The sequence below is a fragment of the Bacillus sp. YC2 genome (assembly GCF_019891195.1).
Classification (GTDB): Bacteria; Bacillota; Bacilli; order Bacillales; family Bacillaceae; genus Bacillus.
Map to the genome: position 1 here is coordinate 19135 of NZ_JAHXDO010000018.1, position 26903 is coordinate 46037.

A 26903-nucleotide genomic window follows, 5' to 3' on the forward strand; every position below is an offset into this window, starting at 1 on the left:
CTCACCGCCTTCTATATTGAATGCTTTTTATCTTTATCATCATTTGATGATGTACTAGGTGCTAATATGCGGTCCAATACTCTTCCGGTAAATGGCATGAAGAAGTTCCGACATGGAATTATCAAGCCGTCCATGTATATGGCAAAGCAAGCATTTTAGAGAAAGATGAATTAATAGAAGAATTAACAACAATGATGGAAAAATACGAAAAACATCGAGAAAATCCAATTTTATGGGATAAACTTTCTCCTCAACTCCTAGAAAACCAACTGAAAGGTATTGTTGGGTTTAAGATTAAGGCGGGAGAAATTCAGGCAGCATATAAAGTAAGCCAGAACCGAAATGAAACGGATTATATGAACATCATTGATCAATTACAAAATGAAGGAAATCCAAATTCGAAACAAATGGCAGAACTGATGGAAAAGAGATTAAAAAAAGAAATATAAGCCCGCTTTTATTAACTCCTCAGATACAAGGATGAAAACGAGGTTGTCATATTGGCAGCTTCTCTTCAGATATTGAAGAAGAAATTTTCAAAAAAAGCCCTGTATCACTGATTACTTGGTAATCGGCGATACAGGCTTTATCTATCAATATTTTTTATGATTCTCCCAACACGTTTTCGGCCATCTTCGCTAAATGCTGGGCGCTTCCCGAAATTTCCTGCATTGTCGCTGAAATTTGTTCAACCGCCGCTGCTTGGCCGTCTGTGTTCTGGTTGATGGATTCAATGGAATCCTCAAGCCCTTTCAGCAGGCTGTGTATTTTTTTCGTAATTTGGTCAATCTGGCCGACATTGTCCTTTGAATGAGTGGCAAGCTTGCGGATTTCGTCCGCTACGACGGAAAAGCCCTTCCCTGACTCCCCGGCTCTGGCCGCTTCAATGGCCGCGTTTAAGCCGAGCAGATTGCTTTGATCTGATATGCCTTTGACGGTAACGGAAATGTCGGCGATTTCTCCGGCGCTCTCACTGACCTGTTTCGCTTGGGTAGAAATGCCTGACATCTGTGCTGAGAAACCGTTGATGGATTCAGAAATATCTGCGACGGCAGAAGCCGTCTGCTCAACGACTGCAGACAGACTTTCGGCCACATCATGCAGCTTCGCCGACTTTTCAAGGCTTGTGCCGAGACCGACGCCCCCGATGACTCTTCCGTTTTCATCATGAAGCGGAATCGCTCTGGCAATGAGCGGAAATCCGAACAGCTCTTTTGGAACCATGCTTGTTTTTTTCTGATTCGTGCGGATGGCGTCTGTAATGATATCCCCTTTTTGCAGCGGGTCACCCGGCTTTACATTCAGGGAAAACGTCTTAGCCGGAATATTCACGATTAATTTTTCTGTATCATAAATGCCGATGGTGATATCATCCTGGATCAGGCTGTTTAAATAAGGCGCGACTTTGATAAAAGCCTCGAGCAGCCCATGTGTGTCTTGCTCCGTCATTATATTCATCTCTTTCACTCCTTCTTAATATGGAAATTGCCGTTTTTCATGCTGAACGGAAATCCATTTCAATGTTGTAAATTCCTCAAGGCTCCACTCGCCGTTCAGCCTGCCGAGGCCTGATTGCTTTTCACCCCCGAACGCCACGTTCGGTTCATCATTAATGGTTGTATCATTGACATGAATCATGCCTGTTTCGATCCGCTTCGCAAATTCAACGCCGCGCTCAATATTTGCCGTATGCACCGCTCCGCTTAAACCGAACGGCGTAGCATTTGCAATGTCTGCCGCTTCGTCTTCTGTATCAAACGGCATAATGCAAACCGCCGGACCGAATAATTCTTCCTTTGCGATGCTCATGTCCGGTGTCACGTCTTTTAAGATTACAGGCTCAGCGACCGTTCCTTTAAATTCACCGAGAAGCACGGGAACAGCTCCCTCTTCAATGGCTTTTTCTACAGACCGTTTCAAGCTCTCCGTCTGTCTCGTGTTGATCAAAGGCCCGATAACCGTATCAGGGTCCATCGGATCTCCGACCTTCAGAGAAGATACCTTCGCTTCATAAAGTTCTGTAAATTTGTCATACAAAGACGTATGAACCAGCACACGGTTTGCTGACATACAAATTTGCCCTTGATGCGTAAACCGGCTGAACACCGCCGCATTGACCGCATATTCAATATCGGCATCCTCAAGCACGATCAGCGCGCTGTTTCCGCCAAGCTCCAAGAGCGGTTTTTTAAAGTGCTTGACCGCAAGCTGCCCGATATAGCTGCCCACACCCGTTGAGCCTGTAAATGAGATGATGCGCGGCACCGGATGCTCGACAAAGCTGTCGCCGATCTCCGTAATATCTGTAACGATGACGTTCAGCAGTCCGTCCGGGATTCCGGCCGCTTCAAAAATTTTCGCAATGAGCGTGCCGCCGCAGATCGGCGTTTCCTCATGCGGCTTCAAAACGACGCCGTTCCCCGCTCCGAGTGCCGGCGCGACCGATTTCACGGAGAGGAAAAACGGGAAATTAAACGGGCTGATCACCCCGACGACTCCGGCCGGAATTCGATACAGCCTGTTTTCTTTGCCGTCAATCGTAGACGGCAGGATCTTCCCTTCCATCCGAACAGGAAAGGAAGCCGCTTCTTTTATCATATTTTTGACAAGTCCGATTTCAAACTCAGCCTTCAGCCTTGTTCCGCCAAGCTCCTCCATCATTAAGTAAATGATGGCTTCTTCATGCTGCTCGATGAAAGATACAGCCTTTTCCATAATAGAGCGCTTTTTGAAAGGGTTCACTTTGTCCCATTCTTTTTTCGCAAGAGCCGCAGCGCGATACGCAGCATCTACATCGTCAGGCGTCGCTTTTCGGAATGAGGTTATCACTTTTTGAGTATAAGGATTTCTGTTTTCCAATACGTTCCGGCTGCTGCCTTCCCTCCATTTGCCGCCGATAAACTGCTTATTTAATTCTTCATATTGAAACATATAAACATCTCCCTTTAATCGAAACTTGGAAAAATTGTGGATGAGTCATTTTTTGTATCGGTTTTAACGTGAGAAAATTGAACTATTTCAGAATAAAAATACGAATCCTGCCGTACACTGACGCTTTTGAGCTTTGTTCTTTTAAAGTGGAAAATTCTTTAATTGACTGCACGAAAGTTCGACAATATAATACAAACGTCAGTGTATATAATGATTAGAATATTATGAATTTTCCAGGAGGAACAATATGTCTTCACTTTTTCGAAAAAAGCCGCTGGCAGATCTAAAGGCCCAGAGCAAACAGACCAGTCTGTCCCGCTCGTTAAGCGCTTTTGACTTAGTCTTACTCGGAATCGGCTGTGTCGTCGGCACGGGGATTTTTGTTATCACCGGAACCGTTGCCGCCACTGGCGCCGGACCGGCTTTAATTCTGTCGTTTGTTCTCGCGGGAATTGCCTGCGCGCTTGCAGCTTTTTGTTATGCGGAATTTTCTTCATCCATACCGGTCTCGGGAAGCGTGTATACATATTCGTATGTGACGCTTGGAGAATTTCTCGCGTTTTTGATCGGCTGGGATTTAATGCTTGAATATGTCATTGCTCTCGCTGCAGTTGCGACTGGCTGGTCCTCTTATTTTCAGTCGCTTCTTGCCGGTTTCGGGCTGCATCTCCCGGCGGCGTTAATTGCCGCTCCGGGAAGCAAAACGGGCGCGGTCTTTAATCTTCCGGCCGCCTTGATTATTTTGGCCATTACCGCCATCGTCTCAAGGGGCGTGAAAGAAAGCACACGCTTTAACAACGTCATCGTTTTAATGAAAATCGCAATCATTCTGCTGTTTATTGTCGTCGGTTTCGGTTATGTAAAGCCGGAAAACTGGTCGCCGTTTATGCCGTTTGGGATGAAAGGCGTAATCGCCAGCGCCGCAACCGTTTTCTTCGCCTATCTGGGATTTGACGCCGTTTCAAACGCATCGGAGGAAGTCAAAAACCCGCAGAAATCCATGCCCATCGGAATTATCGGCGCGCTTCTTATCTGCACCGTTCTCTACATTACGGTATCGCTTGTTCTGACGGGGATGCTTCCTTATACAAAACTGAATGTCGGAGATCCCGTGTCATTTGCGCTGCAATTTGTCGGTCAGAACAAAGTAGCCGGCATTATTTCAGTCGGCGCCATTATCGGGATTACAACGGTCATGCTCGCGCTTCTTTATGCTCAGGTGCGGCTGACGTTCGCCATGAGCAGAGACGGTCTTTTGCCCGGCATGTTTTCAAAAGTGCACCCGCGGTTTAAAACGCCGTTTCAAAACACGTGGCTCACGGGGATTATCGCAGCAGGAATTGCAGGCTTTATCGACCTCGGAACATTGGCTCATCTTGTAAATATGGGAACATTGGCGGCATTTACCGTCATTGCGATCGCCGTCATCGTGTTGCGAAAAAAACACCCGGAGATCAAGTCATCTTTCCGTGTTCCTTTCGTACCTGTCGTGCCGATCATCAGTGCTTGTCTGTGCCTCTACCTCGCATACAGCCTGCCCGGCGTCACTTGGGTGGCATTTGTCATCTGGATTGCCGCCGGCATGATCATCTATATGATCTATTCGAAAAAACACAGTTTATTAAACAAATAAAAAAGAGGCTCTTCCTTCGGATAAAAGAAAGAAGAGCCTTTTTTGCTCTTGATAATTCCTTCACCTTATGAATAATATGGTGTATGCTTCGCTTACATATAAGAAGGAGGAGAATGATTTTGGCAATTGCCGCCCCACTGAAAGAAAAGCCTGTTCAACGTCCCGAAACGACCGTATATTCCATCTTATTCATTATCGGGATCTGCCATTTGCTTAATGATTCGCTGCAAGCGGTAATTCCTGCGATGTTTCCTATTTTGGAACGGTCGATGAGCCTTACATTCACGCAGCTCGGGGTTATCGCCTTTACATTAAATATGGTGTCTTCCGTCATGCAGCCCGTCATTGGCTGGTACACAGATAAACGCCCGATGCCGTATGCTTTGCCGCTCGGCCTCACCTCAAGCATGCTCGGCATATTAGGTCTCGCGTTTGCCCCGTCTTTTCTGACGATTTTATGCTGTGTTTTCTTTATCGGCTTGGGCTCCGCAGTCTTTCATCCGGAAGGCTCACGCGTCGCTTATATGGCCGCCGGCACCAAACGGGGCTTAGCCCAATCGATTTATCAGGTCGGCGGAAATACCGGCCAGGCGATGGCGCCGTTAATTACCGCGCTGATTCTCGTCCCTCTCGGACAATTCGGCTCTGTCTGGTTTACCCTTGTTGCCGCAATCGCCGTGCTGTTTTTGATTTATATCGCCAAATGGTACAAAGAACGGCTTCTTCACCTGCGCGCTTCGAGTAAAAAAACGCATGCCGCCGCTCAGCAAACGATGATTACAAAGCCGATTATTGCCGCACTTATTATGATCATTTTTTTAATTTTCGCACGCTCTTGGTATGTCAGCGCCATCGGTAATTTCTATACGTTTTACGCGATGAATGCTTATCATGTGAGTATTCAGCAGGCGCAAAGCTACATTTTCGTGTTTTTATTTTTCGGCGCTGTCGGCACATTTCTCGGCGGGCCGCTTGCAGACCGTTTCGGGAAGCGGAACGTGATCATCTGCTCATTGACGGCATCGGCGCCGCTGACGATTTTTCTCCCGTTTGCGGGTCCTGTTATCGCCTATGCCGTGCTGGCCCTGATCGGTGTCGTCCTGATGTCCAGCTTTTCCGTGACGGTTGTATATGCGCAGGAGCTTGTTCCGGGTAAAATCGGCACAATGTCAGGACTGACGGTCGGGCTCGCCTTCGGAATGGGCGCGATCGGCGCTGTCGCTCTCGGCGCCCTCATTGACACGGCCGGATTGACGCCGACAATGACCGCCGTCGCCTTTTTGCCCCTTTTAGGGCTTCTCGCGTTTATGCTTCCGAGTGATAAGACGTTAAAAGAGTGGCATTCATAAAAAGAATCCTCCTGTCCATTGGCAGGAGGATTTATGTTTGAATCGTATAAAAATGAGTGTCAGGCACCGCATACTTCGGAATAAACCCATCCCTGAAATCGGGAAACGCCTGCTGAATTTCATCAATCCATTTTTTCAGATTGGCGATATACGGCATATAAATGATGTCAACAGCTGCCTGGTCATCAATGTGATAGTACCAGCATAGGTTAAATTCGTTCTCCGTAACGAGAGTAAAGCCGGAGAAGTGATAAAAAATCAGCGGAGTGTCATCTACATAAACAGCCCCGTCACGCAGGCTGACCTCATATTGCTCAATATTCCACAGCGCCGTATTGGCGCCGATCGAATTCACGACATGGACGTGTTCAAATTGCGCAGGCCACTTTTCAACATATCTTTGATCACCGTATGTCTTTTTTTCTTCATTCATCTCCACCGTACAATAGGAGATGCAATCCTGCCTCCACTGCCATACCGCCCTGTACGCTTCCTCTGTATTCCGCGCGCCGACAAAACCGGTGTTGTACTGACCCGTCCGCTTGTAATAAGGCATAAACCGTTCAGAATTGCGGTGGTCTGTCAGAAACAGCGACGCATCCGGCTTTTCCATAAACAAGCTTTCCAAGTCAGAAAAGAAAAAGAGATCGGTATCCAGATGGGCAAAATATTCAGCTTCGTCATACTCGGACATGACATGGAACAAAAACGCCGGTTTGAGCGTCCAGCAATATTCGTGAAACGTTCGGCTGCTTTTTGCCTCAAGCAGCTCCGGGTCCTCCATTTCATGGAGCTGCACAAATGTCACATGCTCCCACGGCACCTGCTGAAGCAGCTCATACGCTTTCTGATCGACACACAGCACATACAGATGAAAATCGCGGCAATGCTCATGGAGAGAATGGATCATCGGCATCAATTTAAAGATATGTGTCCTCGAAACAATAGTTGAAAAATGATATTTACTCACCATACCACATCCAATTTAATTAAGATCCACATGCAGTAAATCAGCAATCAGCGCTTTAAGCGCCCTTCCAAAGTGCGTAACGCCCAATTTCTTTTCCGCTTTCAAAAGAAGCTTTTGCGCCTGCTGCAAGTCGAAGCTTTTTTTCGTGACACGCGGGGCCTTCGTTCGCCAGTCAGGGTCAAGGTTGCGGTCTTTGACCACATGCAGCAGCTCAAGAAACAAATGCAGAAGGCTTTCATATTTCTCATATTCAAGCAGCTCTTCAATGTCTGCCACGATGCTGTTGGTTAAGTCCGCATCAAACGGGCCGTTAAATGCGAGGTGCACCCCAAGTGAGTGAATGTTATTGTATTTGTCGCACATGTAGGCGATATTCGTCCGAATGTCATCAAAGGAAGCACAATTGCTCGGATGCTCCTGATGGACGCTCATGATATCGCGCCGCAGCTGAAAGGACAGCCCCGCCTGGTGGAGCCTGATGCCGAGATCATAATCTTCAAAGCCGTATCTGACGATGCCTTCATCAAACAGGCCGAGGTCTGCCACATGCTTTCTTTTGACGGACGAATTATTTGTGATGAAAAAACGCCACGGCAGATGATAGCCCTTCAAATCGTCTCCGTATTTTTCTAAAATGCTTTTGAGCACTTTAATAAAATCGGTATCTAAATCAAAGCACTTTTCAATAAAACTGCCGTCTTGAATTTCGCTTTCATCAAGAAGGGGCTCTTTATCGCCGGGCATCTCGTCATACAGCTCAGCGAGTTTTTCTTTATGCTCTTTTTCAAAACGGTCATAATAAAAGCTGTAAATCCGTTTCCAGAACATACCGCACACAACAAGACCATCCTGATTTTCGTGCGCTTTGATATGCTTTGCCACCAAATCCTTTTCGGCAAGCATGTCACTGTCATGGAAGATTAAAATGTCACCTCTGGCATTGCGGACCGCCTGATTGCGCCCATATGCGATGCCTCTGTTTTCTTTAATTCTGACAAAGCTCAGCGGGAAATTCGCGCTGAATGATTCAAGCATAGATAAAGTACCGTCCTCTGAGCCGTTATCAGCCACTATGACTTCAAACGGCTCTGTGCACTCCTGTTCATTTAGAGACAAAAGGCTGTTATAAAGCCTCTCCCTTGAATTATATGCGGGTACAATGACGCTTGCCTTCACTTTTCGGTCACTTCCTGTATATGATCTTTTATTTGTTATCATCCTCAGATGCAAACCCGTTGAAATCAGGACAAACGGCGCTGACCGTCTCAATCACATGCGGCAGAATGTCCTGATAAAGCTGATGGACAAAAGGCAGATCCGTCCGGGTCGTCTCATGAATCAGCCGAATGTCATCGGCGCTGACGATTCGATATCCGCTGAAATGATAAAAAATCAGCGGATGTCCGTCCTCCAGAACAAGACGCCCGTCCTTCCATGAAAATGTGTGTTTTCCATAATTCCAATGGCCGATATTCACACCGGGCGTTGTGATGTCACATACATTCGGAAACAGATCAGGCATATAATCCAAATAGCCTTGATCCCCGAATTTTCCTTCTCCCGGAGCGTTTTTGCATTCCTCAAGGCAGCGCTGTTTCCACCACTTGAGACAATCAGTGCCGGATTGATCGGTTTTGAAGCTGAGAAAACCGGAATTATACCGGCCTAAAAGACGCTGGAGCATGTCAATTTCCTGTTTTTCAAACGATGGGATGACGATATCGCCGCGTGACAGGAGCACCGAACAATCCGGCTGATTGTCAAAAATCGGATTAGGATCAGCGAAGAAAAACAAATCGGCGTCAATATACGTGACACGCTCTAAATCAGGATGTCTGTCCACCACGGCTTCGAGGAATACCGGCTTCACCGTCCAGCAGTATTCGCTTTGGTCTCTCGTTTTTTTCAGTTCAAGAAGCTCCTTGTTTTCCAGCGCAGCTACCGGAATCAAGGTGACATTCTCCAGCTTCATCGCTTTCAGCACCTGATAGGTGTCATCGTCCATACATAACGTAAAAACGGAGGCGTCCGCCTGAACCTCTTTTAATGAGCCGAATAAAGCGATGGCCTGATACAGCCTTCCTTTTGATAAAACAGTGCAATATGCGCTTGTCACGTCTTTTTCTCACCTCTATGTCAGTTACTTTTGAAAAAATGCTTTATACCACTCGATCGTTTTTTCAAGCCCATCATCAATGGTGTGCGCAGGCGTCCAGTTCAGAAGCTTCCTCGCTTTTTCCGCTGATAAATATTGATGCTTGATTTCGTGGCTTCCTTGGTTAAGCACCTTCGGCTTCAGGTCACTGTCCATGGTCTTCAGGATTTTTTCCACCAGCTCCAGCACCGTCAGCTGAATTTCATTGCTGAAGTTGAACGCTTCTCCCGCCAGACCAAGCTCCTCCATTTTTTCAGCGAGCAGGAGGTATGCCTGCACCGCATCCTCGATGTAAAAATAATCACGGATAAACGTGCCGTCGCTGCGGATTTCCGGTGCTTCTCCGTTCAGCACGAGCCGGATCGTCTGCGGGATAATCCGGTTAAAGTTCAAATCACCGCCGCCGTACAGATTGCCGCAGCGCGTGATGCAGACCGGAAGGCCGTACGTATTAAAATATGTGTGGCTCAGCAGATCGGCACAGCTTTTTGATACGTCATACGGATGCTTTCCTTGAAGCGGCATGTTTTCATCGTACGGCAGATTCGGCTGATCGCCATACGCCTTATCACTGGAAGCAACGATGACCCGCTTGATGAGCGGATGCTTGCGGCACGCTTCGAGGACGTTCCATGTGCCGAGAATGTTGGCTTCAAATGTGGAGATTGGATTCCGGTTCGCGACACCGACGATTGCCTGGGCTGCAAGGTGAAATACCGTGTCAATCTCGTACTCCCCAAGCGCCCGTTCAATCACATCCAAATCTTCAAGAGCGCCCTGGACGATGTTCATTTGCTTCACTTGCTCTCCCTGATAAAGATTCGACTTCGGCACGGCGTCACGGACAAGCCCGGTGACATTGGCTCCCTGGTCAATCAGCTCCTTTACCAGATAGCTTCCCAGCAAACCTGTACAACCCGTCACAAATACATTTTTATTTTTCCAGAAACTCAAATTTGATCACCATACCTTCCATACATGTTGTCCTTGGTCCCACATCTTGTTGACCTCAAGCAGATTTTTATACGTATCGATCGCCGTCCAGAACCCATAATGCCTGTATACCGCCAGTTCTCCGTCCTCAGCCAGTTTTTTCAGCGGTTCTTCTTCAAACATAACATCCCGGCCCTCAGGCAAATAATCGAATACTTTCGGGTTCAGCACGAAGAAGCCGCCATTGATGATGCCGTCGCTTGAGGTTTTTTCAGAAAAGCTTTTCGCCATTCCGTCCTCCACTGTCAGCGTTCCGAATTGTGAGTTTTTTTCAATGCCGGTGACTGTGGCGGCAGCCCCTTTTGATTGATGATAGCTGATTAAATGAAACAGGTTGATGTTCGCCAATCCGTCTCCGTACGTCATCAGAAAGGTTTCATCACCAATGACTTCCTTCGCCTGCAGCAGCCGCCCCGCCGTCTGCGTAAGTTCACCCGTTTCTAAAAAGGTGATTTTCCACGGCTCAGACTTTCCCAATATCCGTACTTCGCCGGTAGAGCTGTCCAGCGTCATACTGTGGTTTTTCCAATCATAGTCTAAGAAGTATTCCTTGATGAGCTCTCCTTTGAAGCCAAGAAGCAGGATAAATTCGTTTACGCCATAGTATTGATAGAGTTTCATGATATGCCATAGAATCGGTTTTCCGCCTATCATGGCGAGCGGTTTAGGACGTTCATTGGTGATTTCGCTCATTCTCGTTCCTTTTCCGCCGCAGAGAATGACTGCTTTCATCTCTACCCCTCTTCTCTATGAATATTGAAATCGAAACCGCTCATGTCAGAGAAACCCACCCGATAATTTGTCCGATTCTCTATCATCGGTTTCAAAATCTACTGTAAGATATGAGAGATTGGCACCCTTTGTGATCAAAAGCTGCCTCTTTTTTCAGAATGATCAAGATACACACAAAAAAAGAGCCTGACGGGAATATGTCCCGTCAGGCTCTTTCTGTTTATTTATTGTCTTCGTTGAGCTTTTCTTTGCCGTAATGATATTTGGACGGATCAACCGGCGTAAAGTCACTCAATTTGTGGAATCTGAGCAAGTCTTTGTACATGACGCTGTCTGACAGTTTCAGCTGCTCTGTCACTCTTGCTTTCAGGTTCTTCGTTTCTTGATTGCCTTTTAGTTCTTTTCCTGTCTTCGTATCGTAAACGACGTTAGAAATTGATGTGTATTTCGGTGTAACATAATCTCCGTTTCGGAATGTGACCGTATCATCATGGTCTTTCGAGAAGAGGTCCGTACCGAAATTAATATATTTCTTAGAGTCAATGCCTTCAAGGTGAAGGATTGTCGGCATAACGTCCATTTCACCGCCGAACGTATGGTTCACTCCGCCTTTTTTGCCAGGAATGTGAATCATCAACGGCACGCGCTGGTTTTGAGCGTTTTGATAAGGCGTAATCTCTTTGCCTAGAATCTCCTTCATCGCGCGGTTATGGTTTTCAGAGATTCCGTAGTGGTCTCCGTACAGCATAACGACAGAGTTATCATATAAACCTGATGCTTTTAATTCTTTAAAGAATTCTTCAAGCGCTTCGTCAAGATAACGGGCGGTTTGGAAATAGTCATCAACCGTCGCGTCTCCGGTCGTCGCTTTTGCGATCGTTGCGTCTTTTTGATCAAGCGTGAACGGATAATGGTTCGTCAGCGTGATTAAGTGCGCATAGAACGGCTGTTTCAGCGATTGAAGCTTAGGAATAGATTCTTTAAAGAATGGTTTATCCTTAAGTCCCATATTCACAAGGTTGTCGTCAGACATATCGTATGTGCTGGCGTCAAAGAATTTATCATAGCCGATATGTTTGTAAATCTGGTCACGGTTCCAGAAGGATTTGTAGTCACCATGCATGACGGCGCTTGTATACCCTTCACTTTGGTCCAGGATGGCAGGCAGTGATTGATACGTATTTTCTCCTTTTGTCACGAAGGCTGATCCTTCAGGCAGACCGAAAAGACTGTTATCCATCATCAGCTCGGCATCAGATGTTTTCCCTTGGCCTGTTTGGTGGAAAAAGTTATCAAAGTACGTCATGTTATCTCCGCCGCGGGCGAGTTTATTCAAGAACGGCGTGACTTCTTTCCCGTTCAGCTTGTAGTTGATCAGGAACGACTGGAAGCTTTCTAAGTGAATCTTAATAATATTTTTGCCTTTGGCCTTGCCGAAATACTCGGCGTTTGGTTTTGCGTAATGCGACGATGTGTAGTTCTCAACGCTCGTCAGGTCATCACTGCTGGCGTATGCCCGCTGCGTTTCCGTCTGCGCTGTCTGCACGCCGTCATAAATCGTGTAATTATACAGGCCTAAATACTTCACAATGTAGTTGCGGTCAAATGTTCTTGTTAACAGCTCCGGACGGTCTTCCTCGGCAATCGATAAGTTAATGAAGAACAAAATAATCCCCGTAACGATAATTAAAGATGTATACCGTTTTTTCAGCTTAAATTCTTTCAGTTCACGTCTCCACGCCAAGAGTGCGATTAAGATAATAATATCAACAAAGTATAAAATATCATGGCCGGACATAATGCTGAAAATGCCGTCTCCCATATTTCCGACATTGCCTGATTGCTTCAAGTTCGGGAATGTCAAGAAATCGTCAAAGAAACGATAGAATAGAATGTTTGCATACAAAATAAACGTCATGATGAAATCGATGACCACCATGATAATCGCTGATTTGCGGCCTTTCGCAAATAATGCCAGTCCTAAAAAGAAAATGGCGCTTGAGAACGGGTTAATCACAAGCAGAAACTGCTGTGTCGGACCCTTTACCCCAAGGTTGAATTCAGCATGATAGGCTAAATACGTTTTGGCCCAAAACAAAATAATAGCCAGTACAAAAAAACTAAGTCTGTAAGAAAATAATTTCTTCATGGCAACCTCTACTTTCCTAAACACTTTAAATCTGTATTCTTACTTTTTGTTTCAATTCCTGCTTTCCGTGCAAAATGAAAGCATCACACAGCCCCATAAACACACCATTTAAAAAAACGATATATTTATCATTCGTGTCATGCCCTTTGAACATCTATCCCGCCAGCCATTAGACGCAAGATATCCGCTCTTCGTTTCACATTTTTTTCTGTCATAAAAAAGATACCCGTGTCAGATCCGGTCTGAAAAAGAATAGATACCGAATATAAGAATAACACAAACTGCTAAAAAACGAAAAATGAATATAGAAGACGGCTGCCTATTGGCGGGCTGAAGTTATTGTATGCACGGGGATGTAAAATCATGAATTTTTTTCTGCCTGACATAAATAAAGGACTGGATAGTCTCCAGTCCTCAAATGCTTATTACATTCCAGCCCACACATCTTTTGCGTAGATTCCCTTTGTTTGGAGGTCTCCGAGCCACTCTTTCGCAGCCTGCTCATCTGCCCCATGGACCGACTGATACGCTTTTTGCAGCGTTTCCTCTACATCAGGCGCCATTTTGCTGCCGTCTCCGCATACGTAAAGATGCCCTCCCCGGTCAAGGATAGAAATTAATTCCTCGGCATTCTCCGCCATTAAGTGCTGCACGTACGTTTTCGGCACGCCTTCCTTGCGGGAAAAAGCCGTATGAAGCGTTACGATTCCTTCTTTTCCGTATGCTTCCAGCTCGTCCCGGTAAATAAAATCGTTATCGTTTCTGCATCCGAAATACAAATGAGCCTCACCAAGCGTCTTTCCTTCCCGCTTCAATGCCGCCCGTGCCTGTAAGAAACCGCGGAATGGCGCAACACCGGTCCCCGGGCCGACCATAATGACCGGTGTTGCGGGATCTTTCGGAAGCTGAAAGCGTGTTTCCGGCGTACGGACAAACATGATAATATCATCCCCCGCCTTACGGTCTGCCAAGTAATTCGAAGCGACTCCGCGATATTCTCCCAAGCCGCTCCATGCAGGACCGCGAACGACGCCGACTGTAATCGATGCTTGTTCCGGATTTTCCCGCGGAGAGCTTGAGATCGAGTAATACCGCGGTTTCAGCGGGCGCAGCAGCTCCAGGAAGCGTTCAAACGGAAGTTCACACGCTTCATATTTTTCAAGAAGATCGAGCATCGAAATGCGTGATTTCAATATTTGTTCCTGATAAACACCCTCCTCCAGAAGATCTTCTAATTCACGTTTATGCGGAGGACAAACCGTATAGGCAGCAAGTTCCCGGATTTGAGCCCTTGTCGCCGCTTCCTGCACCTCGATGCTATAGCTCAAAAGGTCGTGTAAACTGACCGGCCGATCCAGCGGAAGATGGGATGCGCTCTGTCCGCTTGCCGTCAGGAGCACTTGGTCATTCCCATTTAAGCCGAATCTGCGGAGAATCCTGCTGATTTGTTCCCGGCTGTTAACAGGCAGCACCCCAAGGTGATCCCCCTCTTGATAAGCAGCCTCTTTCGGCAAAGTGATTTCAATATGCCGGGTGCTTCGGCCGCTATCAGCCGCCTGAAGCTCCCGGTTTTCCGCCACAGCTGCATAAACCGCTTCATACGACCGGGCTAAAGGAGAACCGCCCGGCCCGCTGACAAACTGAAGGCTCAGCGTACTTCGTTCCTTTTCAGCATTTTCATTAAGCTTGAGTCCGAACGTTTTCATTGCGTCTTTCCACATGTTTCGTTTCCACTCATCGAGCTGGCCTTCGAAATCACCGCTTACATCACCCTCCCCGCGGGGAGAAAAGCGTTCCGCTCCCTTTTGGGCAAGCTTTTCATCAATCAATCTCGGCACATCTTGATATGTGGCGGCCCAATTATGATCACCGCAGCCAAAAACAGCATATTGAACACCCGCCAATTCACCTGGCTGGATTTCTTCCAGCCATTGAACGAATTGTCCTGCATTGCTCGGGGGCTTTCCGTTATAAGAGGATGTGATAATCAATAGCGCTCCTTCTTTCGGCAGTTTCTCAATCCGATCGTTAAGCGGAGCTGTTTCAGTCCTGACGCCGTGCATACTGGCAGTATCGGCAAGTTCTCTCGCAACGCCTTCTGCGGTTCCTGTATCAGAGCCGTAAAGAATCAGCAAAGGACGATTATTGAGCCCGATAATCGAAGTGCCTTTCTTTTCTGTTTTCTCCTGCTGAACATCCGGCGTTTCTTTTTCAGCCGTCAGGACAGCCGCATGAACGGCCTCCCTGTTTCGGGGCTGCACTCGAATGTTAAAATCACCCGGCTTGAGCGTTAATGTTTGTTTAATATCCAATTCATAATCCGTATGATCAATAAATCTAAATTGCTGAAGAATCATGCCAAGCACGAGCGTTGCCTCATGAAGGGCAAATTGCATGCCGATACATGCCCGCTGGCCGTTTCCGAACGGTTTGTAGGCGTGATGCGGCACTTGATCCGGATGTTCAAACCGCTCCGGATAAAAATCTTCCGCGTTGTCTCCCCAAGCGTCCTTGTCACGGTGAAGCTGAGGGATTAAAACGGAAATTCTGTCTTTTGTCGAGATCGGATATTTCCCCCCGATCACCGTGTCTTCCTTTGGATAAAGGCTGAATGCCGGAGCCGTCGGCCATAAGCGCAATGCCTCATTTAAAATCATTCGGATATATGTAAGCTCCAATACTTGTTTATATGAAGGAACAGGGTCTGTTAATACCCGATCTACCTCTTCATAGGCTTTTTTCAAGGTATCGGGGTTTTTTAATAAAAAGTAGATTGCAAAAGAAAGCAGGCCGCTCGTTGTTTCATGACCTGCGATTAAAAATGTGATGATTTGAAATCGGATATTTTCATCATCCAGTTTCTCCCCTGTTTCCGGGTCTTCCACATTCAGCATACGGGCAAGCAGGTCTTTTTCATCCTGACGGCCGTTGGACTTACGCTCCGCAATAATACTGTCAACCAACGAAAACATATTTTGAATATCATGATGAAATTGGCGCTTCGTCCTGATCATGAGCTTATCTTGAAAGTCGAGGCGCTGCATTTGATGCATCGCTTCATCAAGCGCACGCACCATGCTGTTGATAAACGGGTGAGGCGTCTCTCTGTAATAACTGTTAAATCGATAATTGAATCCGCACAAACCGATCGTATCTAATGTCAGCCGGGTCATATCAGCGGGCACATCCACAACCTCATCAGGGTTAAGCCGGGCCCATTTTTGAATCAGCTGAACCGCAATATCAGTCATCATGGAGTGATACTCTTTCATCGCACGCTGACTGAAAGTGGGCATAAGAATATTGTGCGCTTTTCTCCAGTTAGGTTCGTGCGTCCAGCTTGTAAATAATCCGTCTCCTGCAAAAGCACGGACTTTTTCCAAAGCGCCTTCTATACTTTTATCAAAGCGGGATTCATCACAGACCTCGGCCGCTAATTCATGGCCGGAAACAACGATGATGGTGCCGGCAGGCGTATGCAGCTGAAAAATGGGGCCCTGCTCTTCCGCCAGTTTGATAAGCGACAGAGTCGGCCTGTCTTTATCAATTAACGGAAGATTTCCGAGCGGGCCGAACGTTTTCGGCTGAGGGATCGGACTTGTTTCCTTCATCAAAAACACCCTTTCTGAAGTTTAATGCCTTCCTTTACACTACAGTGCCCTTTAAACCCTGCGATTATCCGTCTCTGTGGTGATTCCGCCGATTGACGGATGATCGCGGTTTTTTCTATACTTGAGAGGCTTGTCAAATACGCAAATAAGGTGAGTTCACATATGGATTTTGAAATCAAGTTTTTATCTTTTTATGTCATCCAAGTCGAAGGAAAAGACGAACAGGCGAACAAGCAGTTCAAACATTTTCAGACACTGGATACGGAAGAATTTGAAGAAAGCGAGCTGAAGGATTTTCTGGACGGCGAATTGAAAAAAATCGTCAAACGGAAAGCCGACCGGCACCCTCAATCCGAGCAGGTTCCGACAAAAATCGGCCATTTTATCGCGGAGCCCGGCCATGAGCTTGATTCAAATCCGAATTATAACCTCTTCAACCGCGCCCGGCTTGCGAATACAAAGGAAACATTTATTGAAGTAAGCGAGCAGTTCGTCCGCACTTATCTCGATACGAGCGCGGTCCGCGGCGGCGTTTTTATCGTGGCATCAGCCGTGCCTCGCAAATATTTCGAGGACAAATTCGTCTTTATGATGAAATGCGATTTCGAGCCGAAGGTCGCCCGCATCTCAGACACATCGTCACTTATCAAAAAGGTCGAGATGGCCATCACGACGAAAAACATGAAAAGCATCCAATACCCGTACATGCCGGAAGAAGGAATGACCGAGGAGCACGAGCTGAAAATTCACCAATCCTCCCACGCCCGGTATTTTGAGGACTTTCTCAAATTTGTCGAATACGGTGAATCCATGCCGGAAATCATGAAAAACCAAGTCATGAATATGGTGCAGGAGCACGTGTACGAAACGTTTGAAGATAACAGCGAAGAGCTTCAGCAGTTTGAACACGACATTGAAATTTGGGAAGCGAGCGAAAAGCGGGAAATCCAGGAACGTCTCGACACCCATCAAGTCATTGAAGCCTCTGCGCAAATCATCGAGCACTCACCGGAAGCCGAGCTGAAAATGAAAGTCGGAGATACGGAGATTAAAGGATTGCTAGCCGATTTCGGCGATTCGATTCATCTCGCAAAAGTAAACGGGCGTTACGTCGCGCTGATTGAAGCAGAAACGATTTCGTTTGAGAAGGGCAGTTCGCCGGTGGAATTTCATAAACCGGAAGGGCTGCATGAGGTGATTGAGCGGATTCGAACCAAAACAGTACAAGAATGACCAAAGTCCAGACACTATGTTCTGGACTTTGTTTTTTTAATAAGGCTCTTTCAGAAATCGCAGCACTCACCGCTGATCTCCTGCATGCCAGGTTCACCCCGTATCTCGACAGATCCTGCATCTTTAAGGCTCGCTCCGCCCGTCTGTCAGCAAAATCTCCGGTGTTTTCTGACGGCAGACAGTAAAAGGCGCCCTTAACAAGGGCGCCTTTTACGATTAATCATCACTATTCAAAATCCCGAAAAACCGAAGCAGGTTAATAAACAGGTTGATAAAGTCGATGTAGAGTGTCAATGCCATCAAGGGAATCATATCCGCCGTGATGTTCCGGTGTTTGATCTGGTTCAAATCGTACAAGATGTACAATGAAAATACAATCGTTCCGATCACGGAATATGCCATCATGGCGGCGGAATTCAGCGGGCTGAAGATATTAAAGATTCCCACCGCGAGAAGTGCGATGACCGCGACAAGCAAAAAGGACCATAAAAACGATAAATCCTTTTTCGTCTTAGCTCCGATCGTGCCAAGTACCGCAAAAATCACAAATGAGGAACCGAACGCTTCCAATACGACATAAGCGCCCGCTGCGGACGCGTAATGGCTGATAATCGGAAACAGCGTCATTCCGGAAATGAAAGCGAATGTAAAGACAAACGCATATCCGACAGCTTTTTTTCTGCGCAGCCAAAATGCGGCGATGATCATGACCACTTCTAAGACCGACAGCGGCAGCATCAATGCCGGCGGAATGAATTGGCCGATATATAGGCCGATTGTCGCGATAAGCAGCGTAAATACAAAAACCGTTAAGATGCGCTGCATAATAGATTGTTTACTCTCATAAGCAGTAGCTTGCATGTCAAATGTCCTCCCAAAAAATGATCGTTATAGGTCTATTATAAATAAAATGGGAGAAATTTGTATGATTTTAAGAAGATTTTAAGGATGTTCATGCCTGCCGTTTGGCTGCACACTCCTGCATGTTCATAAAATCATGCAGCTTTTTCGTCAGTCCGCCGTGCCCGAATCTGATACTCGTCTCCCGTCCGGGTGTCTTCACAAAGTCCAGAAACGCCAGCACATAAAGGCGCCTAACAGGAATGGGAATGATGCCCGCATCATAAAACCAGCCGTCAATCGTATTCAGCACTCCTTTATTAATTCCGTATTGCTTCGTGCACCAATGCAGAAAGCGCACTTCAGGCAGGTGCAGATACCGGCTCTCTTGGAAAGGACTGTCTGAATGCTTCATATGAACCGCCTCCTGTCATTGATTTTTCGCCTTAAGATTGCTTTGCTTCCTTGCTCTTCAAGGAAAAACGGTATTTTTCCACTTTATCAATTTGTGTAACTTGGGAATTATGAACCGTAATCTGAACAGTTCCAAAATCAATGGTTTCCAGCGCGCTGATAATTTTTTCAATCACATGCGGATCAACATTTGCTTTGGATATCATCATGCTCCCCCTTTAGCTGATCATAATCATTAGGATTTTTAATCCATACTATTCTCATAAGAATAATGATATTACTTTCCAACCGAGAAATCAATATCGTTCCAACAATTTTCTGAATGTTTTATGCCATACAAAAAAAGCATATCATCCTTATCACGAGAGATGATATGCCCTTCATTTCTATTGTATTTCCGCAACGATACATCTGACGCCCATACTGGCCAGCGCCTGCTCCAGCGTTCCGTAGGTTTGGTATTCGGAAAAGTCCAGCCCCAATTGGATGGATGTCTGCGCCACATCGGGACGGATTCCGGAAAAAACAGTTTTGATGCCAAGCAGAAATAATGTTTTCGACAGCGTATACAATTGCTGCGCCACCATCGTATCCACAATCGGCACACCGGACAGGTCAATCACAAGGTTTGTGATCCGTTTTGAGACGCAGCTTCCCGGCACCGTATCCAAAATGACGCGCGCCCGTCTCGTATCAATTCCGCCGATGAGCGGCAAAACGCCAATATTATCGGCGATTAAAATGACCGGGCATCCCAATTCTGAAATCAGCTCCTGCTGGGATGACAGTCTCGATTTCATTAATTTTTGGTACTGCTCGACAAAATCGGTAATTAATTGATCAAATGAGCTGTTCACGACATGATTCCATCGGCGGGCGTCTTCGTTTGTGACAATGTCCGCTCGGTCATCTATAAAACGGGTGACCGCGTCCCAAAAAACGGTTCGTGAATTACCGATCGCTTCTACAACCTCGTGTACCTGCGCATCCTGCTCCACCCTGCTTTTCGCCACCGTTGCCGCCCATTTTTCCTTATTGTTTTGAAATTCGGCCGGATCATCTAAAAAAGCGCTCGCAATGGTTGTATTCGTAAATGTATGCTGCTCAATTAACAGCTCCTTCATTTCCGGGCTTAATTGATCGGCAGAGTAAAACCGCCCTCTCAGCTTCCGCCTCAGCTTGAGCCAGCTTTCAGTCAGCTCAGCCGAATGATTGATAATATAATGATGAAGTAATTGGTCTATGTTCAAATGACGTCTCCTCTTTCACACGTTTGTCCTATTTTTAAATTATAAATCGGAATCGCCAATCGTACTAGGGGAAATGGAGGCGAGTCAACACATTGAGGACAATCGGTTGCTTTTTTCGTTTGCAGGATACACTATAAAGAGAAAACAAGGAGGTCTATATGATGATTAAAAAAATCGCTACAGTCGCCGTTTACACTGATGATCAGCAAAAAGCAAAGACATTCTGGACAGAAAAAGCAGGGTTTGAGGTCGTGGCTGAGCATCCGATGGGCCCGAATGCATTCTGGCTTGAAGTAGCGCCAAAGGGTGCTGATACTCATTTGGTCATCTATCCGAAAGCGATGATGAAAGGGTCAGAACATATGAAAGCTTCTATCGTATTTGAGTGCGAGGATGTCTTTGCTGCGTACGAACAAATGAAAAAGAACGGCGTCACGTTTTTAGAAGAACCGAAACAAATGGAGTGGGGCACCTTCGTTCAATTTACAGACGAAGACGACAATGTCTTCCTGCTGAAAGCGTAACACACGGCCGGCATGTTCGTTGACTTTGAGAATCATTTTCATTTACAATATATGAAGCGAGAAAAAGATTGGAGAGATTTCATATGTTCGTGCAATTAAGAAAAATGACCGTAAAAGAAGGACATGCCGATAAAGTCATAGAACGCTTCAGCTCAGAAGGCGTAATCGAAAAGCAAGAAGGATTGGTAGACGTAACGGTGCTTGAGAAAAAAGTCCGCCGCGGCGATGAAGAAGTTGTCGTGATGATCCGCTGGGAATCTGAAGACCACTGGAGGCAATGGGAAAAAAGCGAGGACCACATCGCAGCCCATAAAGCAAACCAAGGCAAGCCTAAGCCTGATTACATGCTGGGAACAGATGTCGGCATGTATCATGTAAGAGCCGTAAAAAAAGGCATTCATGGGAAATAAAAAAGAGCTTTTGCCGCAGGGCAAAGCTCTTTTTACTTTTTCTCCTCATAAGGAAGAATATAAAGCGGTTTATCAGCCTTCCATTCGGCAAATAGGACATCCTCTGCCCCGCTGATGTTTCGCTTTTTCAGCTCTTCTTTCAGCTGCCGCTCTTCCAATCCGGCTTCTTTAAGATTTTCATACAGAACCTCGCCGTCAATGATAAGAGTGACCGGCAACGTCACCTGCTTCGGCTTGATTTGCAAATCTCCGTTTGTCGGCGTATCATGGATAAATTTTGGAAGCACGCTGACTAAGCCGTTCGTTTCTAAAATTGCGTATTCCACTTCTTGAATGGAAAAACAATTGGCCTGTCTGAGAAGGCTTTGCAATTGATTGATGTCCAGTTTATTCTTTTTCAGCACATCATATTTGAGCTTTCCTTTGCGGATGACAATATTCGGCTCGCCCTCTAAAAGCTTTCTCGAGCCTTTTACTTTTTGCGTAATCAGTTCAATGAGATAAATCAAAACGCCCCATAAAAGAGAAGCGAAAATAATTTCCCATATTCTTACCCCTTTGTCATACACCGCATTACCGACCAATTCGCCGAGAATCAACGCGGATATGAAATCGAACGGCGTAATTTGTGAGAATTGCGTCTTACCTAACAACTTTAAAATCACAAATAAAATGCCCAAACCGCATACTAATTCCCAAGCAACTGTGATTAAATGTCCCATAATTAGCACCTACTTCTTAAAAGTCATTACCATTATGGACATTCGTCTGTTTTCTATACAGCGGCTCAATACACAAAAAACGCAGCCTATGCCGCGTTTACCGTTTGCGGTCTGATCTGACGATTCGAAAGCACACCTCTGCGATATAACCGGCAACAGCACCGAACCCTGCAAAGATTGCAAGCAGTCCCAGGCCCATGCCTTCCCAGCCGCCGACTCCGAAAATGCTGTATACAACCGTTCCGAAAGCAAGAAGAGCCAAAATGGCCAACAGCCATTCCGGCCACATCTTTTTCGGCCATTTTTTGCGGAGGAAAGCGGAAACCCCGCCTGCTATACAAAACGCGAGCAAACCGATTATAAAAAAATACCCCATGCTTCCACCCCAATCATGGCTCTTATTTCACCAATTCTTTTTCAAACAAAAGATAACCCGCGGCCTTTCCTTTTGATTCATACCCCATCCGGCTGTAAAACGATTGGAGCGCTTTATTTTCAGAAACGCAATCGAGGCGGATTTTCGTTTTTCCCGGACAATAAACGCCCGTTTCCGCCCAAGATAAAATGGCCCGGCCCAGTCCGCGGCCGGCAAACTCTCTGGCAATCGCAAGCCGATGCAAATACACAGACTCCTCATGGCCGTCTTCGCCCCACAGCCGTCTGTCCCACTCACTCGCTTCGGGAAGCAGCATGACAACACCGGCCAGCTCTCCGTCCCGCTTGAATAAAAAAACATGCCCTTCGGCGATCGAGCCGCGCATGTTATGCGTATCTTCACCATGTAAAAGGCCGCTCCACTGGTCAGATCCCTTGTCGCGAAGCCATTTCGCCGCAGACACGAGCAGATCCATGACCGCTTGAGCATCATCCGGCAGTGCAAGGGAAGCTTGAAAAGTCCCAGCTGTATCGTTTGTAATCGTAAAAGATGTCATAAAGGCCTCCCGTATTGTCAGAATATTGGACACCTTTATTATAAAACAAACTCCGCCCAGAAAAAAACAGCCTTCTTCAAGGAGGGCCGTTTTAGAAAATCTTCTTCTTGCCGCGTTCTTCTTTCAAAATCTCAACCGCTTCCCTGAAACGCATGGAGTGGACGATTTCCCGCTCGCGCAAGAAACGGAGGGAATCATTTAAATCAGGATCATCTGAAATGTCAATAATCCACTGATATGTCGCTCTTGCCTTCTCTTCTGCCGCGATGTCTTCATATAAATCAGCGATCGGGTCCCCCTTCGCCTGTATGTAAGTTGCAGTAAACGGGGCACCTGCCGCATTTTGATAAAACAGCGCGCTGTCGTGATTGACGTAATAATCGCCAAGCCCCGCGTCACGCATCTGCTGAGGCGTCGCGTCCTTTGTCAGCTTATAAATCATCGTCGCAATCATTTCTAAATGCGCAAATTCCTCCGTGCCGATATCAGTCAGCAGCCCGATGACCTTATCAGGTATCGTATAGCGCTGGTTTAAATACCGGAGCGCTGCGGCCAATTCGCCGTCCGCCCCGCCGTATTGCTCAATGAGATATTTCGCCAGCATCGGGTTGCAAGTGCTGACTTTCACAGGATATTGCAGCTTTTTTTCATATACCCACATTCACTGATCCCTCCCTATACTTGCCATGGCCAAGGACCGCGGCTCCAATCCCACTGTGCCCCAACCTGGCTGACGCCGTATTGCAAAAGCGGTCCGTATTCCGGCTCAAAACGTTTTCTGAGCTGCTTTGAGTACCGGGAATATTCATGAAACTGCTGAAGCGCAAGGCGGTCATGAGGATGTGTATCAAGATAAAGCGTCAGTTCCACCAAGACAAAATCCGCCGCCTGTATTTGCTCCAGCAGCCGGTAATATTCATCATCAATCTTTTTCGCCATATTCGATTCCCCCCCGATAAGGATTATCATAGAAATCATACAGATCCTTCCAAAGGGTTCCTTTTTTTAATGCCTCCATCGGAGAAAATTGCTCTAAATGATACGGCTGAAATCTCATATAAAGCTGCGGCGGCGTACTGTAATACTTTCTCCCGATCGGCGGGCACGGATCAAACCTGCTGTGGAAGGGCTTATAGGATTTGATCGGTGTAAACGGCTCGTTTTCTTTCATAACGATCCTCCTTTCAAGAAACACATGACCTTAATAGGTATGAACATGGAAAGGCATTTATGCCTTTCCGGTTCAGGATCATTTCGTCCAAAAAAAAGCCGGCATGTACAAAGGCATGATCTGAGCTGCAAAAAAGTCCGCTCATTAGAACGGACTTTTCTCATGCGGATCTTCAGCTTGAACCGTCTCTTCAAGTAAAACTTTGAAGGAAACGATCGTAGTTTTTCAACGAATAATCCGTAATTTGCTTATCATACCCAGGATATTTATATCCTAATGCAGAAGCCGCTGACTTTGAATATGTTCTAAAGAGATCATAACAATCAAATAATGCCTGCCACACGCTTTCATACGTATTGCCGACATAGGTATTCAGCAGGATTTCCCAGTCTTCTGCATCCATGTATTTTTGAATATACTTGTAATTCTTCCCCACACTTATTGAAAACTGATTTTCTATCCCAATATTCCAAGCAATCATACGCAATACATTAGGTCTTAAAATGCCATTCATATGATCCAGCGCATACAGTATTTCGTTACGCATTAACCCTTTAATAACATACGTTGAAACCATCCAAAATTCATTACAGCAATCATCAAACTCCCTGGAAGTTGGTTTCTTGATATGATATTGTTCATCAGTCGCAATCATTCTGCGGCGGATTCGGTCATCCTTGTCTAATAATACTTCCGCCAAACCATCACTTTCTGCAAAATAATGCTCTGTTTGATTTACAGGGATCAAGGTTAAATCGATTTTATGATCATCTTTAAAAAGCATTAAATAGGAGAACCAGCCTCCAAGCTCCGGAGGGAAAAGTTCCATATCTTCAGGTTTTTGCATCATTATTCTTTCTCCAAACTAGGCCAGCCATCCGTCGTCGGACGTGAAAGAATCCATATCGGTCACAAAATAAGAAATATCATAGTCTTGAAATCGGTCTCTCGGTACATGTTTATTGGTCCTTGACCCCTCCAATGTAACAAGGCGGATTCGCTCGTCCTTTTTTGCAATATCAAGAATGAAATTCATCATTTCGCTTTCACTTCTCACATGTAAAACCTCCCGACAAAGAGATCAGCCCCTTTTGGATAAACGGTGATTTTTCCCCAATAACTTAAAAGGAATTTTATCATATTCGTTTTACTGAGTGGAGTTATAATCAACAGAAAGAAAAGGTCTGTGAGCCAGCTCATGATTTGCAGAAAACCCTATGTACTGATAATTTTGTTCCAACAGTACAATTCAGCTGCAAGAACATGAGAAAAACACTCTTGCTGCTCAAGAGTGCCTTTCTCTTATGATCAGGCATACTGGCCGGCCCGATGATGGAACGGGTAATGATGGTATCCGCCATAGCCTCCGCCGTAACCTCCGTAGCCATAGCCCGGATATCCGCCGCCATAGCCTCCGTAACCTCCGTAGCCGTATCCCGGATATCCTCCAAAACCGCCATAGCCTCCGTAGCCATAGCCCGGATATCCGCCGAAGCCCCCGTAACCGCCATAACCGCCTGGGTAGCCTCCAAAGCCGTAGCCGCCGCCAAACCCTCCGTAGCCTCCGTAAATCGGTCTTCTTTCATTCATGATCAATCGCTCCTTCACATAGGTTACAGTCCAGCTTATGAGATTTGGAACGAAACGTATGGGCATCTGCCCATTTTTCACAAAATAATAAATGAATCGCTTTACAAGGCCTGTATAAATAAAAAAAGGCCGGAACATGTTCCGGCCTTCTGTCTGACTTTATTCGCCTAAATCTACATTATGGTAGACCTGCTGCACGTCTTCCAGGTCCTCTAATACATCAATGAGCTTTTCAAACTGAGCTTTCGCTTCTTCCGGCAGCTCAACTTCATTTTGCGCCAGCATCGTCAGTTCAGCCACGGTAAATTCTTCAACGCCGGCATTTTTAAAGGCTTCCTGCACGGCATGGAATTGATCAGGCTCGGCATAAACGATGACACTGTCATCCTCTTCTAAAATATCACGGACATCCACATCAGCTTCCATCAGCAATTCAAGCGCTTCATCAGCTGATTTGCCCTCAACCCCGATAACAGCCGTCGCATCAAACATGTAAGCGACAGACCCGCTGACACCCATGTTTCCGCCGTTTTTCCCAAACGCAGCCCGCACTTCAGGCGCCGTCCGGTTCACGTTATTTGTCAAAGCGTCAACGATGATCATTGACCCGTTCGGCCCGAAGCCTTCATAACGCAGCTCATCAAAATTCTCTTCCGCACCGCCCTTCGCCTTTTCAATCGCACGCTCAATGATGTTTTTCGGCACACTGTACGTCTTCGCGCGCTCCAGCACTACTTTCAGCGCTTGGTTTGACTCCGGATCAGGCTCGCCCTGTTTTGCCGCCACATAAATCTCACGGCCAAACTTCGCGTAAATCCGGCTGGTATTCGCGTCTTTTGACGCTTTCTTTTCTTTAATATTGTTCCACTTACGGCCCATTTTGTTCCACTCTCTTTCACGAATTGAATCTGTATGATAAATACTCTTTTTCTATTATACCTCAAGTGGTTTGGTTGTTTCGAGTGTAAGACGTTAGAAAAAGCAGCCAGCAGATTTTCTCCCTGTCAAAATAACGGCGGAGCAGCTGAACGTGCCATTAACGAACTCTGACTTTTGTATGTATGAAACACAAAAATTCAGGATACAGGAATTAAGTCGCAAGCCAAAAGATTCATTTTATCCTCATTACCTATTTCCTACACTGCACATCCGGCAACACGTGGTAAAATTTTGATATCGAACAAAAGAAAGGATATGGTCATGAAAGTTTTCGAAGCAACCACCCTGCTTTCCGCCGCAAAACAGCGCGCGGGAGAATACAAACAACTCCGCGGCCAAATGGTCAATCTAAAAA

The 26903-nt window shown here is 46.2% G+C and carries 26 protein-coding genes and 3 pseudogenes; 7 read left to right on the top strand and 22 right to left on the bottom strand.

Annotation, left to right across the window (positions count from 1 at the left end; translation table 11 throughout):
* Window positions 1–98 precede the first annotated feature (98 nt).
* Window positions 99–449 (top strand): annotated as a pseudogene (locus KY305_RS18855) (FMN-binding negative transcriptional regulator); the annotation flags it as partial.
* 154 nt (window positions 450–603) lie between these two features.
* Here KY305_RS18855 and KY305_RS18860 read toward each other — a convergent pair.
* Both KY305_RS18860 and yfmT read right to left on the bottom strand, forming a co-directional pair.
* Window positions 604–1458, bottom strand: a complete 855-nt coding sequence (locus tag KY305_RS18860; RefSeq protein ID WP_223063790.1) for a methyl-accepting chemotaxis protein — start codon at window positions 1456–1458, stop codon at window positions 604–606.
* 15 nt (window positions 1459–1473) lie between these two features.
* Complete coding sequence (gene yfmT, locus KY305_RS18865; RefSeq protein WP_223063791.1) at window positions 1474–2931, bottom strand: benzaldehyde dehydrogenase; 1458 nt, start codon at window positions 2929–2931, stop codon at window positions 1474–1476.
* Between the two features lie 247 nt (window positions 2932–3178).
* Between yfmT and bcaP the strand changes: the two genes are divergently transcribed.
* Both bcaP and KY305_RS18875 read left to right on the top strand, forming a co-directional pair.
* The gene (bcaP, locus tag KY305_RS18870) at window positions 3179–4564 is read left to right on the top strand and encodes a branched-chain amino acid transporter BcaP (RefSeq protein WP_223063792.1); all 1386 of its coding nucleotides are present in this window, start codon (window positions 3179–3181) and stop codon (window positions 4562–4564) included.
* 119 nt (window positions 4565–4683) lie between these two features.
* Window positions 4684–5913 (top strand): MFS transporter, encoded by a 1230-nt coding sequence (locus tag KY305_RS18875; RefSeq protein WP_223063793.1) that lies wholly within the window; start codon window positions 4684–4686, stop codon window positions 5911–5913.
* Window positions 5914–5944: 31 nt separating this feature from the next.
* Here the strand turns inward: KY305_RS18875 and KY305_RS18880 are convergent, their stop codons facing one another.
* The 7 genes from KY305_RS18880 to KY305_RS18910 all read right to left on the bottom strand — a co-directional run bounded on the left by KY305_RS18880 (window position 5945) and on the right by KY305_RS18910 (window position 16523).
* Complete coding sequence (locus tag KY305_RS18880) at window positions 5945–6883, bottom strand: putative nucleotide-diphospho-sugar transferase (RefSeq protein ID WP_223063794.1); 939 nt, start codon at window positions 6881–6883, stop codon at window positions 5945–5947.
* Window positions 6884–6898: 15 nt separating this feature from the next.
* Window positions 6899–8059 carry a glycosyltransferase family 2 protein gene (locus KY305_RS18885; RefSeq protein ID WP_223063795.1) on the bottom strand — a complete coding sequence of 387 codons (1161 nt, stop codon included), beginning with the start codon at window positions 8057–8059 and terminating at the stop codon, window positions 6899–6901.
* Between the two features lie 28 nt (window positions 8060–8087).
* Window positions 8088–8999 carry a putative nucleotide-diphospho-sugar transferase gene (locus KY305_RS18890; protein WP_223063796.1) on the bottom strand — a complete coding sequence of 304 codons (912 nt, stop codon included), beginning with the start codon at window positions 8997–8999 and terminating at the stop codon, window positions 8088–8090.
* Between the two features lie 24 nt (window positions 9000–9023).
* Window positions 9024–9992, bottom strand: coding sequence for a GDP-mannose 4,6-dehydratase (locus KY305_RS18895; RefSeq protein ID WP_223063797.1), 969 nt, complete (start codon window positions 9990–9992; stop codon window positions 9024–9026).
* A 6-nt stretch (window positions 9993–9998) separates the two neighbouring features.
* On the bottom strand, window positions 9999–10763 hold the full coding sequence (locus KY305_RS18900) for a glucose-1-phosphate cytidylyltransferase (protein ID WP_223063798.1): 765 nt from the start codon (window positions 10761–10763) through the stop codon (window positions 9999–10001).
* A 220-nt stretch (window positions 10764–10983) separates the two neighbouring features.
* Window positions 10984–12912: a lipoteichoic acid synthase gene (ltaS, locus tag KY305_RS18905; protein WP_223063799.1), complete on the bottom strand. Its 1929-nt coding sequence runs from the start codon at window positions 12910–12912 to the stop codon at window positions 10984–10986.
* 425 nt (window positions 12913–13337) lie between these two features.
* On the bottom strand, window positions 13338–16523 hold the full coding sequence (locus KY305_RS18910) for a bifunctional cytochrome P450/NADPH--P450 reductase (protein WP_223063800.1): 3186 nt from the start codon (window positions 16521–16523) through the stop codon (window positions 13338–13340).
* A 162-nt stretch (window positions 16524–16685) separates the two neighbouring features.
* On the opposite strand from KY305_RS18910, the gene KY305_RS18915 reads away from it, so the two are divergent.
* A complete protein-coding gene (locus tag KY305_RS18915) occupies window positions 16686–17756 on the top strand; it encodes a DUF3900 domain-containing protein (protein ID WP_223063801.1) in 1071 nt (356 codons plus the stop codon).
* Between the two features lie 216 nt (window positions 17757–17972).
* Here the strand turns inward: KY305_RS18915 and KY305_RS18920 are convergent, their stop codons facing one another.
* The 4 genes from KY305_RS18920 to KY305_RS18935 all read right to left on the bottom strand — a co-directional run bounded on the left by KY305_RS18920 (window position 17973) and on the right by KY305_RS18935 (window position 20260).
* Complete coding sequence (locus tag KY305_RS18920) at window positions 17973–18617, bottom strand: Bax inhibitor-1/YccA family protein (RefSeq protein WP_223063802.1); 645 nt, start codon at window positions 18615–18617, stop codon at window positions 17973–17975.
* A gap of 91 nt (window positions 18618–18708) precedes the next feature.
* Entirely contained in the window at window positions 18709–19011 is a 303-nt protein-coding gene (gene ribR, locus KY305_RS18925) for an FMN riboswitch-binding regulator RibR (protein ID WP_223063803.1), read from the bottom strand.
* A gap of 31 nt (window positions 19012–19042) precedes the next feature.
* Window positions 19043–19216: a YezD family protein gene (locus KY305_RS18930; RefSeq protein ID WP_223063812.1), complete on the bottom strand. Its 174-nt coding sequence runs from the start codon at window positions 19214–19216 to the stop codon at window positions 19043–19045.
* A gap of 180 nt (window positions 19217–19396) precedes the next feature.
* On the bottom strand, window positions 19397–20260 hold the full coding sequence (locus KY305_RS18935; RefSeq protein ID WP_223063804.1) for an STAS domain-containing protein: 864 nt from the start codon (window positions 20258–20260) through the stop codon (window positions 19397–19399).
* A gap of 161 nt (window positions 20261–20421) precedes the next feature.
* Here KY305_RS18935 and KY305_RS18940 point away from each other — a divergent pair, with 161 nt between their 5' ends.
* Both KY305_RS18940 and hmoA read left to right on the top strand, forming a co-directional pair.
* A complete protein-coding gene (locus tag KY305_RS18940; protein WP_223063813.1) occupies window positions 20422–20784 on the top strand; it encodes a VOC family protein in 363 nt (120 codons plus the stop codon).
* An 83-nt stretch (window positions 20785–20867) separates the two neighbouring features.
* Window positions 20868–21194 (top strand): heme-degrading oxygenase HmoA, encoded by a 327-nt coding sequence (gene hmoA / locus KY305_RS18945; RefSeq protein WP_223063805.1) that lies wholly within the window; start codon window positions 20868–20870, stop codon window positions 21192–21194.
* A gap of 32 nt (window positions 21195–21226) precedes the next feature.
* Here the strand turns inward: hmoA and KY305_RS18950 are convergent, their stop codons facing one another.
* From KY305_RS18950 to KY305_RS18990, 9 genes and pseudogenes are all read right to left on the bottom strand, one after another.
* The gene (locus KY305_RS18950; RefSeq protein WP_223063806.1) at window positions 21227–21916 is read right to left on the bottom strand and encodes a YetF domain-containing protein; all 690 of its coding nucleotides are present in this window, start codon (window positions 21914–21916) and stop codon (window positions 21227–21229) included.
* A gap of 97 nt (window positions 21917–22013) precedes the next feature.
* On the bottom strand, window positions 22014–22292 hold the full coding sequence (locus KY305_RS18955) for a YesK-like family protein (RefSeq protein WP_223063807.1): 279 nt from the start codon (window positions 22290–22292) through the stop codon (window positions 22014–22016).
* A gap of 22 nt (window positions 22293–22314) precedes the next feature.
* Window positions 22315–22848 (bottom strand): GNAT family N-acetyltransferase, encoded by a 534-nt coding sequence (locus KY305_RS18960; protein ID WP_223063808.1) that lies wholly within the window; start codon window positions 22846–22848, stop codon window positions 22315–22317.
* 91 nt (window positions 22849–22939) lie between these two features.
* Complete coding sequence (gene cotJC, locus KY305_RS18965; protein ID WP_223063809.1) at window positions 22940–23509, bottom strand: spore coat protein CotJC; 570 nt, start codon at window positions 23507–23509, stop codon at window positions 22940–22942.
* 14 nt (window positions 23510–23523) lie between these two features.
* Window positions 23524–23787: a spore coat protein CotJB gene (gene cotJB, locus KY305_RS18970; RefSeq protein ID WP_223063810.1), complete on the bottom strand. Its 264-nt coding sequence runs from the start codon at window positions 23785–23787 to the stop codon at window positions 23524–23526.
* A complete protein-coding gene (locus KY305_RS18975; protein WP_061520246.1) occupies window positions 23771–24019 on the bottom strand; it encodes a spore coat associated protein CotJA in 249 nt (82 codons plus the stop codon). The genes cotJB and KY305_RS18975 overlap by 17 nt, the downstream gene beginning before the upstream one ends.
* A 190-nt stretch (window positions 24020–24209) precedes the next feature.
* Window positions 24210–25076, bottom strand: a pseudogene (ant(6), locus tag KY305_RS18980) (aminoglycoside 6-adenylyltransferase).
* Window positions 25077–25375: 299 nt separating this feature from the next.
* Window positions 25376–25456 (bottom strand): annotated as a pseudogene (locus tag KY305_RS20185) (spore coat protein); the annotation flags it as partial.
* A gap of 312 nt (window positions 25457–25768) precedes the next feature.
* Window positions 25769–26488: a YebC/PmpR family DNA-binding transcriptional regulator gene (locus tag KY305_RS18990; RefSeq protein WP_214800479.1), complete on the bottom strand. Its 720-nt coding sequence runs from the start codon at window positions 26486–26488 to the stop codon at window positions 25769–25771.
* 321 nt (window positions 26489–26809) lie between these two features.
* Here KY305_RS18990 and KY305_RS20425 point away from each other — a divergent pair.
* The coding region (locus KY305_RS20425; RefSeq protein WP_396021546.1) for a hypothetical protein at window positions 26810–26903 on the top strand (94 nt) is incomplete at its 3' end.